The 11,116-nt window shown below is 65.5% G+C and carries 9 protein-coding genes; 6 read left to right on the top strand and 3 right to left on the bottom strand.

The window, feature by feature from the left end:
* On the bottom strand, window positions 1-582 hold a 582-nt coding region (locus FJY68_11680), incomplete at its 3' end, for a sodium:solute symporter family protein (protein ID MBM3332487.1).
* Window positions 583-1,118: 536 nt separating this feature from the next.
* Between FJY68_11680 and FJY68_11675 the strand changes: the two genes are divergently transcribed.
* From FJY68_11675 to FJY68_11660, 4 genes are read left to right on the top strand one after another with little or no spacing between them, the layout of a single operon-like run.
* On the top strand, window positions 1,119-3,035 hold the full coding sequence (locus FJY68_11675; protein ID MBM3332486.1) for a hypothetical protein: 1,917 nt from the start codon (window positions 1,119-1,121) through the stop codon (window positions 3,033-3,035).
* Window positions 3,036-3,092: 57 nt separating this feature from the next.
* Complete coding sequence (locus FJY68_11670; GenBank protein ID MBM3332485.1) at window positions 3,093-4,280, top strand: aminotransferase class V-fold PLP-dependent enzyme; 1,188 nt, start codon at window positions 3,093-3,095, stop codon at window positions 4,278-4,280.
* 17 nt (window positions 4,281-4,297) lie between these two features.
* Window positions 4,298-5,062 (top strand): SDR family oxidoreductase, encoded by a 765-nt coding sequence (locus FJY68_11665; GenBank protein MBM3332484.1) that lies wholly within the window; start codon window positions 4,298-4,300, stop codon window positions 5,060-5,062.
* Window positions 5,037-5,810, top strand: a complete 774-nt coding sequence (locus tag FJY68_11660) for a TVP38/TMEM64 family protein (GenBank protein ID MBM3332483.1) — start codon at window positions 5,037-5,039, stop codon at window positions 5,808-5,810. Before FJY68_11665 ends, FJY68_11660 begins: the two co-directional genes overlap by 26 nt.
* A gap of 211 nt (window positions 5,811-6,021) precedes the next feature.
* Here FJY68_11660 and FJY68_11655 read toward each other — a convergent pair whose 3' ends face one another.
* Both FJY68_11655 and FJY68_11650 read right to left on the bottom strand, forming a co-directional pair.
* Window positions 6,022-6,219 carry a hypothetical protein gene (locus tag FJY68_11655; GenBank protein MBM3332482.1) on the bottom strand — a complete coding sequence of 66 codons (198 nt, stop codon included), beginning with the start codon at window positions 6,217-6,219 and terminating at the stop codon, window positions 6,022-6,024.
* 101 nt (window positions 6,220-6,320) lie between these two features.
* Complete coding sequence (locus FJY68_11650; GenBank protein MBM3332481.1) at window positions 6,321-7,658, bottom strand: sulfurtransferase; 1,338 nt, start codon at window positions 7,656-7,658, stop codon at window positions 6,321-6,323.
* Here FJY68_11650 and FJY68_11645 point away from each other — a divergent pair.
* Together FJY68_11645 and FJY68_11640 are read left to right on the top strand one after the other, a co-directional pair.
* On the top strand, window positions 7,569-8,696 hold the full coding sequence (locus FJY68_11645; GenBank protein MBM3332480.1) for a hypothetical protein: 1,128 nt from the start codon (window positions 7,569-7,571) through the stop codon (window positions 8,694-8,696). The two genes, FJY68_11650 and FJY68_11645, sit on opposite strands and share 90 nt — an antisense overlap.
* A 143-nt stretch (window positions 8,697-8,839) precedes the next feature.
* On the top strand, window positions 8,840-11,116 hold a 2,277-nt coding region (locus tag FJY68_11640), incomplete at its 3' end, for a valine--tRNA ligase (protein MBM3332479.1).

Below are 11,116 nucleotides of genomic sequence, written 5' to 3'. Positions count from 1 at the left end.
GCCGACCATGGTCACCAAAACCGCGCCCCAGGTGTAGGGAATGCCGAGCAGACCTTTGAGCGCGTAGCCGGCGCCCATCGGCTGCAGCGCCAGGTAGGGAAGCGTGAAGACGACCATCACGCACAGATAGGCGGCGTGGAGCGGAGCATTCCGGAATCGGAGGCGGATGAGCTCGGGAGGGGTAACAGCCCCGAGCTCCTTTGCCGCCCGCCAGAGCGGGATGCCGATGAGGATGAAGGTGAGGGCCATGAACCCGGTGCCGAACGCCATCACCGGGTAGTAGGCGTAGCCGATGCGGTAACCGGCCCCGGAGAAACCGAAGACGGTGAAGGCCGAGAAGTTGGTCGCGGCCATAGTCAGGAAGAGGAGGACCGGCCCGACCGCCCGGCCGGCAAGGAAGAAACCCTCCAGGGTCCGGGGCATGCCGCGGCGGGCGAGCAGGCCGAGTACCAGGAGCACGAGCAAGTACGCGGAGATGATAGCAAGCTGAGCAGTCAAGTTTCGCTCCTCGGTTCGTGCGTCCGGGAAGCGAAAGCCATCCCGGGCCGGCCGGGATGGCTCGCGCCTTGGCATAGCCGACAACCCAGACTAGCGCGGCAGCACGGCCATGTCAACAGTGGAAGAGGAACGGGCGTTCGCGCCGCCGTAAAAGCACCGGGGGCAAAGCCCCCCGGTGAAAGAGACGAGCAAACCGGACAGAAGCTGGTGGTCGAGCACTAGACCGAACCATCGGTTCCACAGGGGCGGGTCAAAGACCCGCCCCTGCTCTTTTCGGCAGTGTGCGGCAGCTGCGCACCTGGATGCCTGATTCTGTCTCTTCCCACAACCGGGCTGTGTTCCCCGGCTTCAATCCTATGCCAGCCGGAACCGGCATGCCAGTTGCAGTGACTCTTCTGAGAGCACTACCCGAACAGTCAAGGACGATCATATTCGCGGCCGCTCTGATGAGCCCGTGGCTGGCGTGTCCGTCTGCCGCGGTCTGCCGGGTATCGTCCGCCGCCGCCAGGAGCGACTGCCGGCCGGGACCGGGCCCGAAGGTTGCCCGAAGGTTGACACGGCGACGCCGCGGGGCTAGAATTTATAAGGCTGGCCGAATATTCCAAATACAGAATATACCATTGATTCATAGTCGACTGCGGGCGTCGGCGCTGCTCTTCCTCGTTGCGTTCGGTGCCGCCCGTTCGCGCGCCGCCGTGCCTGTCTTCCCGCTCGGGATCGAGCGGCTGGCCGACGGGCGTACGCTGATTGCGGACGGCGGAGCGTCGTCCACGACCGACGCACGGGCAATCGAGGTAGACAGCCTTGGACGGCTGGTCTGGGCCTACGTGAAGAATGACGTTCCTTTCCTGCACACGGCGCGGCGTCTGCCGAACGGTAATACGCTGATGTCGGCGAGTTTCGGTGACAAGGTCGTCGAGGCGAACCGGGACGGCGAGCCGGTGTGGATGCTGGCCGATGGGTTGGCCTACCCGAATGAGGCCTACCGGCTGGCGAACGGCAACACGCTTATCACCGACCGGGACGGCAATCGAGTCATCGAGGTGACACCCGAGCGCACAATCGCGTGGGGCTACTGGGGCCTCGCCGTTCCCCACAACGGCAACCGGCTCGCGAACGGCCACACGCTTATCTGCGACTCGGACAACGACCGCATCATCGAGGTAGATCAGGGCGGCAGTATCGTCTGGCAGCATGATGTCGGGCTGGACTGGCCCCGTTCGGCACAGCGCCTGCCTGACGGCCGCACGTTGATCGCCGACACGCGCCACAGCCGTGTCATCGAGGTGGACTCGGCCGGGAACGTCCTCTGGGACGTGAGCGGACTGACCATGGCCTACGAGGCGGCGCGACTGGCCAACGGCAACACGCTGGTCTCGGCAGGGTATCGGGTGGTTGAGTTGGCGCCGGACAAGAGCATCGTCTGGCAATACCCGAACACCGTGCCGGTGCTGGCTGAGACCCTGCAGGTTGTCAACCCGACGTCCGGATGCAGTCTCTACGTGCACATCCACCGCCCGGCCTATGCCGGGCCGGCCAATCGCGTGCCCGGGGTGGCATTCGTGCCGGGCGGATTGGAGTACGGCAGTTCGTACGACACGACCGGTTTGCCGGACCGGGTGGCATCGGACGGTTTCGCGTTCCTGCACTTCGACCCGGACGACCGGGGCCTGAGCGGCGCCTACCCGGAGAACTACGGCGGATACGTACATCAGGACGGGCTCCGTGCCTGCCTGGCGGAGCTCGCGAGCCGTGACTACGTGGACACGAGCCGGCTGGGTGTCTACACGCGGGAGTATGGTATCACCATGGCGTCGGGCATGATTGCGCGGCATCCCGAGTTGCCGGTCAGGTTCCTGCTGGACTGCGAGGGGCCGGCGGACCGATCCCAGACCTGCCAGGATTCGGGCGGATTCGTGCCGGTGCCGGCAGATTCGGAATCGTTCTGGCAGGAGCGGGAGGCGGCGCGTTTCATGAAGCAGGTGCCGGCCGCGTACCTGCGCATGCAGACGGAAGTGGACCACGATTCGGACATGTTCGACAACCGGCACGCCATCCAGTTGATTGACAGCGCTACCGCGGTCGCATACGGCGGGGCGGGAATCAGCGTCTGGACGCGGGTGAACGACTCGCTGATGAACCCGCCAAACCAGGTCTACGGCTCGCAGCTTCTTTCCGGGCCGCCGGTCTGGGTTCCGGAGACACAGGAGGCGCAGAACCTGGTCCGCGTCCTGTTGTATCTGCACGAACTGGTTCCGGACCTGCAGGTGGCTGCCGCTGAACCCCGCCAGGTCGGAACGACCGTGCCGCTGCAGGTCTATCCGCGTCCCTGTCGGGGTCTGCTGCGGGTGGAGTTGCGGCAAGCGACGCGGGCGCGCGACCTGCGTGTCCATGACGTGTGCGGCAGGCTGGTAGCTTCCGCGACCGTGGCAGCGGGCAGGACGCAGGCGACGATGGACCTGCGCGACCTGCAGCCCGGCGTCTACTACGTGGCGCTGTCGGGCGCGGGCACAGTACCGGTCGTGGTCGTAAGATAGCGTCGCGTCCGTCCGCAGTCCTTGCCCCGGCCGGATTGCCGGGCATAATCCCATTCTGTGACTGACGCGCGACTCAAGGCATTCCGGGAACTCTTCCCGGTCACGCGCCGCTACGTCTACCTGAACCACGCCTCAAACGGTTCGCTGGCAACGCCGGTTGTCCAGGCGATGCAGGGGTACATCGAGCGGTGCAGCCTGCACGGCGAGGTGCCCTATCCCGAAGCCGAGGCGGTAGTCGAGGACTGCCGCGAAAAGGCGGCGCGACTTATGGGCGTGCGCGCGGACGAGATTGCGTTCGTCAAGAGTACTTCGGCCGGCGCCATAATCGCCATCGGTTCCATCGAATGGGGGCCCGGTGACAACCTGGTGATGATGAAGGACGCTTTCCCGACCAATACCTACCCGTTCCACTATCTGCTGCCGCACGTCGAGAAGCGCTACGTGACCAGCGGGGAGCTAGCCCAGGGGCCCGAGTGCATATACCGGCTCGTGGACCGGCACACGCGGGCAATCGCCATTGACTGGGTCCACTTCCTGAACGGCGTGCGGGCCGACATCGGGGCGATCGCCAGGTTCTGCCGCACGCGCGCCATCTACGTCCTGATTGACGCGATGCAGGGGCTGGGCGCCGTGGACCAGAGCTTCGGCGAGCTGGGCATAGACTTCGTCTACACAGGCGGCGGCAAGTGGCTGCTTGGTCCCCAGGGCAGCGGGATACTCTACGTCAACGCGGCGATTCTGACAAAGCTCAAACCGGCCAACCTCGGCTGGCTGTCGGCGCAGTGGGAGGGCTTCAACGACATATACACCCGCAAGCCGATGAAGCCGGGCGCGAGCCGGTTCGAGGAGGGGACCAAGAACTACATCGGCATCTACGGCCTGCGCGAGTCGCTGCGCATCCTGCTCGACGCCGGTCGGAGCGAGGTGGCGGAGCGAGTGCGGGCGCACGTGCAACTGCTGCGTCGGCGACTCGGGGAAAGGGGCTTTGAAACGCTGACCCCGGCCGACCAGCAGCGCCACGCCGGAGTGGTCGATGCCTGCAAGCCGGGCGCCGACATGGCCGCTCTCTTCGCGCGGCTGAAAGAGCAAGGCTTCATCCTTTCGCTGCGCGAGAACCGCCTGCGCATTGCTCCGCACTTCTACAACACCGAAGATGAGATCGAACGCTTCTGCGCCGCCCTGCAGGAGCAACGGACCGGCGCGTCCCGGGGCTCCGGGGTCAGGCCAGAACCCCCGAACCCTTGAACCCGTGAAAGCGCTCGATGGTCGGGATTGACCTCGCGGGCCGCGTTGCGCTGGTGACCGGCGGCAGCCGGGGACTGGGCCGAGCCGCGGCGCTGGCGCTGGCGCGGGCCGGCGCCGAAGTGGCGGTCAACTATGTGCGCGACGCGAAGGCGGCCCGCGAAGTTGCCCGGCGTTGCCAGGCGCTCGGAGTCCGGGCGGTCCCGCTGCAGGCGGACGTTGCTTCATCCGCCGGCGTCAAGCGGCTGTTTGCGGGCGTCAGACGGCAGTTGGGACGACTCGACATCATGGTGGCCAACGCCGGCATCTGGAAGGGCGCGGCCATCGAGAGGATGACCAACCGGCAGCTCGCGGAGACGCTCGACCTCAACGTCCGAGGCGTCTTCTACTGTTGCCGCGAAGCAGTGCCGCTGCTGCGCCAGGCCGGAGGCGGGCGCATCATCCTTGTCGCCTCGACCGCCGGCCAGCGCGGGGAGGCATTCCATTCGCACTACGCAGCCAGCAAGGGCGCTGTCATCAGCCTGACCAAGTCGCTGGCGCCGGAGCTCGCCGTCGACCACATCCTGGTCAATTGCATCGCGCCGGGCTGGTTCGATACCGACATGTCGCGGCCCAGCCTGGGCCGACACGCTGCGCGCGCACAGGTCCTGGCAACCATCCCGCTGCGCCGGGTCGGCCGGCCCGAGGAGTTCGCGGGCGCGGTGCTCTACCTTGCTTCCGATCTCTCAACTTTTGTCACGGGTGAGATCCTCAACGTCAATGGCGGAGCCGTCCTCGTCGGGTAGTCCCATGCCTGGCGAAGCGGTGAACCGTCCGGCCGCGCCGCCGCCGCACACCGTGGGGCAGAGGGTGACGATGGTCTTCACGGTTGCGGCGCTGGCGGCCATAGCGGCACTGCTCGTCTTTGCCGGCGGCTCGGTTTTGCGGTACTTCCGGGAGCCGGAGCAACTGCGCGTGCTCGTGCGGAGCTGGGGCGCCTGGGCACCGGTCGGCATCATAGTGCTGCAGGTCGTGCAGATCGCCGTGGCACCGCTGCCCGGCAACGCGATGTCGTTCGCCGCCGGCTACGCGCTCGGGTTGTGGCCGACCGTGGTCTGGCTGATGGTCGGCGTCATGCTGGGTGCTGCCGTCGACTTCCTGCTCATCAGGTTGCTCGGACGCAGGTTGCTCAGGTACTTCCTGCCGCCCGACCGACTGGCCAAGCTCGACGCCAAGGTGCTGCGCCGCGGGACGTTCTACATCTTCCTGCTGCTGCTCGTGCCTAACCCGATTGGGGACTGGGTCTACTATCTTGCCGGTCTGACGTCCATGCCGTTGCCGGTGTTTCTCGGCCTGGTCTTCATCGGCCGGCTACCGTCGAACCTGCTCGAGTGCGCGGTCGGGGCAAGCGCCACGCACTTCGGTTGGCGCGAGTGGGCGATTGTCGGGCTGACCGCGGCCATCCTCGGGCTGCTCTATTGGCAGAACCGCGGCCGCATCGAGGCGGCGCTGGACCGATTCAGCAGCCGGCGCAAAACGGCTGTCCGTCCCTGAGCACGCCGCCGTTCCTCCCCGGCTCCGGCGCCAGGCCTAAGCGCCGGAGAGGCGACAGGCACAACCAGGCGACCATTCCCCGGTGTAAGTTGTATGATTAGATGATGTTAGGCTGATTCGAGGCCGCTCAGGCCGACACTCGGGAAGCCACGGGGTGAACCGTTCCCGGAACGGTTCGCGGGGCGGCTCGGAAAGCCTGTTCCGCGGCCTCTCAGACTCCCAGAGGGGCCGCGATTCGGAAGTCGTCCTGGTGACCGATTCGCGTGGTGACAGGCCGGCCCACCTCGGCCGCGAATCGGCTGCCGGTTCTCAGAGTCACGGCCGAGTCGGAGCCGGACGCGACTCGCGCTGTGAGTGCGGGAGCGGTTCGCTCGGTGGTTTGCGGGGTCGCGTGCCGGGCGAAATGCACGCCGTTCTCCTCCGGCCTTGCAGGAGGAGCGGCGGCAGCGGCTGTCTGAGAACCGTTCCCGGCTTCAGGCAGGACCGCGGCCCCGAACCGGCAGGGGTTCGCTATTTCGGCCCGGTAGCCACCGGCAGCTCGGCGGCATCGGACCACTCACTGAAGCTGCCGTCGTAGACCGCGACGTTCGGGTATCCCAGCAGGTGCTTCAGGGTCACGTACGTGGTGGTGGAACGGTAGCCACGGGTGCAGGTGATGATGACCCGCTTGTCCGGCGTAACGCCCAACTGCTTGTATTCTTTCCGGAGTTCGGCCGTGTCACGCCAGGTGTATTCACCCGTGAGGTCGCGCAGCCACGGCCGGTTGATGGAGCCGGGGATGTGTCCGCGACGTTTGTTGTAACCTGCGTCTCCACTGAACATGGCCGGCGACCTGACATCAAGGATGACCGTCTTCTTGTCGCCGAGCGCGGCCTTGACGTCGCTCAGCCTCGCCCTGATACCTGCGTTCAGTTCCGCCGGCAGCCGGTAGACCGTTGTCTGGGTCCGGGCGTAGTCCTGGCTCAGGGGCCGACCTTCAGTCCGCCACCGGTCAAGTTCTCCGGCAATCAGGACCTGCCGTTTGTGCCCTATGTAGTCGAGCATCCAGGTCAGGTAGGGAGAGAGCGAGTCGATCACCTCCGAGTAGGCTACCACGGTCGTCGTGTCGGTGATGCCCAGGCGACCGAGCACCTGCGCGAAGACCTCCGGTGATATCGGCTTCGCCGCGGCCCCGTTCTCCGGCCAGGTCAGCACGTCGGGGTAGAGGTGAACTGCGCCCGGCACATGCGCCTGCCAGTAGAATTCGATTCCGTAGCGCAGGTCGACTATTCTGACGTCAGGGCGATCCAGGTTGGCGGCAAGCCACTCGGTTGTCTTTATCAGGTCAGAGGTCGCGGCGACAGCTGATCCGACCCCGGCCAATACCAGGAGGAGAGCCGCCAGGCGCCGGCTGCGGCCGCGGTTGGCTTTCGACAGGGAGTGAGGCGGTAAATCGCTGCTTTTCATGCAGAGATGATAGACGCCGGGCAGTGAGCAGTCAAGCAGTCCCGGCTTGACAAGGGATGTAGTTCGTGCTATCACTAGTGGTGAGCGATGCGCGTCTCCGGGGCGCATCGGCGGATCGCGATTCGGGTCGGCTATGTCCGGAATCCGGCATTCCCTTGCCGGCTGCGCGCCATAGTGAGGAGACTGATTGAGAGGATGTCGACCGTGTGCTTTCGGCTGGCTCCGTACCTGACATGCTGCACAGGCCGCGTCTGTCCGGGCCTGAGGGCGGCGGCCGGACCGGCAGGTCGGGCTGTTCTCGCCGCGGCCCTGGTGCTGTTCGCCGGAGCCGGGAGGCTCTCGGGCGCGGTCGTCACCTTCGACGCGGTCGCACCGCAGTCGGGCCAGGAGAGCTTCAGGCATCTCTGGAACATCACGCTGCACAACCCGATGTCCGACACGACCTCGGTGTTCTTCCGGGTTGAGGCACGCGACGCCAAGGCCGGAGTCGTCTTCTCCGCCAGCACACCGCGAATCGTGCTCTCTCCCGGCGATCGCCGGCTCGCGGCGTCGGAGGTCAAGCTGACCGAGGTGTGGTGCAAGAAGGGCTACGAGGCGTTTTCCGGGCCCGCTGTGCCGCTGCCGGAAGGCGACTACTCCTACGTCATCACGCTGATCCCGAGGCTGGCGCAGAGCGCGTTCTTTTTCCGGGTACGCGTGCCCAGGCGGGTGGAACTCGTCTGGCCTCCCAATGGCGCTGTGGTCACCGATAGTCAGCCAGTTCTGGTGTGGACACCACCGGAGGTGTCGGGTCCTATTCTTCCTCACCGCTACGAGTTGCGCGTCGCAGAGTTGGGGCCGGGGCAGGCCGCGCTGACGGCGGTGCGGCGCAGTCGGCCCGTCTTCCGTGAGAGCCAGGTGGCGACAACCGCGTTCCGGGTACCCTCAGGAACCACGTTCGTTCCCGGCCGGACCTACGCCTGGCTGGTTACGGCCACGGATACGGCCGGCTCGCCGGTGGATACTGTGCGCACCCAGAGCCGGGCCGGTACTTTTGTGTTCAGGCCGACCCCAAGCGAGGCCGGAACGCAGACCCGCTTCACGTTCCCTGGCGCCGGACGAGCGGCTACCGGGTACACATCACTTGTGGTCACGTCGGACGTCCCGGATGCCGAACTCTGCGTGTTCGAATACTCACTCGCGAGCGACTCGGCGGTTCAGGAGTGGCACGTGATTGGCCACTTTCCCGAGGCGCGCGGTTCATTCGTCGGGATGTGGGCGTCTGACTCGGCGGTCATCCGCGCCGGCAGGACCTTCCCCAGCCCGTGCCTCCTGAGAGGTACGGTACTGGGACGCAAGGCTCAGCGCGGCCAGACCGAGCCTCTGGCGCTCGTCATCAACCAGCCGCCCCCGCCGGACAGGCGTGGTTGCGGCGGCTGTAACCAGGTCCCGGACGAGTAAACGAACCGGGGCCGAACAGGACCTCGGCCCGCGCGTCTCTCCGTGTAGCCAAGCGCCGAACCGATCTCGCAGCGGCGGCGCGTCGGCCGCAGGCCAGGTTCTCAGTTTTGACAGCGGCAGGTTCGCCTCTATAATACCCACTCATGCCGGAACCGAACCCGAGCGATTTCCCTTCCCGATACGACCCGAAACCGGTCGAGGCTAAGTGGTACAAGTTCTGGGAGGAGAGCGGGTTCTTCACCGCCGACCCGGAGTCGCCAAAGCCGAAGTTCTCCATCGTCATCCCGCCGCCGAACATCACCGGCTCGCTGCACGTCGGTCACGCGTTGAACAACTCCCTGCAGGACGCGCAGGTTCGTTTCAAGAAGCTGCAGGGTTACGAGACCCTCTGGCTGCCCGGCACCGACCACGCGAGCATCGGTACGCACACGCACATCGACCGGGCGCTTGCCGCCGAAGGGACGGACCGGTTCAAGCTGGGACGCGAGGAGTTCCTGAAGCGGGCCTGGGCGTGGAAGGAGAAGTACGGAACGCGCATCATCGAGCAGTTGAAGCTGCTCGGCTGCGCCTGCGACTGGACGCGGACCCGGTTCACGATGGACGAGATGCTGTCGCGCGCGGTGCGCGAGGCATTCGTGCGCTACTACGAGGACGGTCTGATCTACCGGGGCACGCGCATCGTCAACTGGTGCCCGCGCTGCCACACGGCCGTCTCCGACCTGGAGGTGAAGCACCAGGATCAGAACAGCCATTGGTGGTACATACGCTATCCGATAGCGAAGTCCGAAACCCGAAGTCCGAATGACGAAGTGCCGGAGTTCGTGATCGTCGCGACGACGCGGCCGGAGACGATGCTCGGCGACACCGCCGTGGCCGTGAACCCTAATGATGCGCGCTACAAGCACCTGGTCGGCAGGAAGCTGGTTCTGCCGCTGGTAGGCCGCATCATACCCGTCATCGCCGACGAGTTGGTGCTGGCGGAGTTCGGCACGGGCGCAGTGAAGGTCACACCCGCGCACGACGCCGCCGACTTCGAGATGGGGAAGAGGCACGACCTTGAGTTCATCACCGTTATCGACGATAGCGCCCGGATGACCGACAAGGTGCCGCCGCAGTACCAGGGCCTTTCCCGCGAAGAGGCGAGAAAGCGGGTGGTTGCGGACCTCGAGGCGCAGGGACTAATGGAGAAGATTGAGCCGTACAAGCTGAGCGCAAGCATCTGCGAGCGGTGCGGCACCGTGGTGGAGCCACTGGTTTCCGACCAGTGGTTCGTGAGGATGGCCGAGCTTGCCAGGCCGGCAATCGAGGTCGTGGAATCGGGCCGGGTGAAGCTGGTCCCCGAGCGCTGGAACAAGGTCTACCTCGACTGGATGTATAACATCCGTGACTGGTGCATTTCGCGCCAGCTCTGGTGGGGGCATCGCATCCCGGTTTGGTATTGCGACTGCGGGGAGATGATAGTCGCGCGCCAGGACCCGACCGAGTGCCCGAAGTGCCATTCGAAGGGCCTGCGTCAGGACGAGGACATTCTCGACACGTGGTTCTCGTCCGCGCTCTGGCCGTTCTCGACCCTGGGCTGGCCCGAAAAGACAGCGGACCTTGCCAAGTTCTACCCGACCGATTTCCTTTCCACCGCTCCGGATATCATCTTCCTCTGGGTGGCGCGGATGGTCTTTTCCGGGATGAAGTTCATGGGTGACATTCCGTTCTCGCGTGTCTACTTCCACTCATTCATACTGGTCGAGTCGGGCGAGCGGATGAGCCGGTCCAAGGGCATCGGCATCGACCCGGTGGACATGTTCCATAAGTACGGTACCGACGCGGTGCGGTTCACCCTGGCCTATCTGGAGAGCCAGTCCCAGAGCTACCGGTTGAGTGAGAAGCGGTTCGAGTTCGGTCGCAACTTCACGAACAAGGTCTGGAATGCCTGCCGACTGGTCGCGCCGCATCTTCAGGGAGCGGACGTTGCCGGCGAGCGACCGGCGCTGGCGCCCGAGGACGCGTGGATTGTCAGCCGGTACAATCGGACGGTGGAAACTACTTCCAGCGGGCTCGAAACCTGCGCCTATGCGGCGGTCGCGGCGAGGCTGTACGAGTTCTTCTGGCATGAACTTTGTGACTGGTACCTGGAGTTCGCCAAGCTCCGACTCAAGGCCGACGATGCGGCCTGCCGCTGGACTCTGTACCACGTGCTTCGGGGTACGCTGCAGCTGCTACACCCGTTCATGCCCTTCATCACCGAGGAGCTCTGGCAGCGGTTCGCGTTCGGGGGCAGCATAATGCAGTCGCGGTGGCCGGAACCGACACCGGTGGATGACCGAGGCATCGTCCAGGTGGAGACGATGCGGGAGTTGATAGTCGCGGTCCGGAACATCCGTGCCGAGATGGAGGTCCCGGCCAAGGCTGAGGTACGTTGCATA

This window comes from candidate division WOR-3 bacterium, from assembly GCA_016867815.1.
Lineage (GTDB): Bacteria > Hydrothermota > Tepidihabitantia > Tepidihabitantales > Tepidihabitantaceae > UBA2258.
This window is presented reverse-complemented; position numbering and strand designations above follow the sequence as displayed.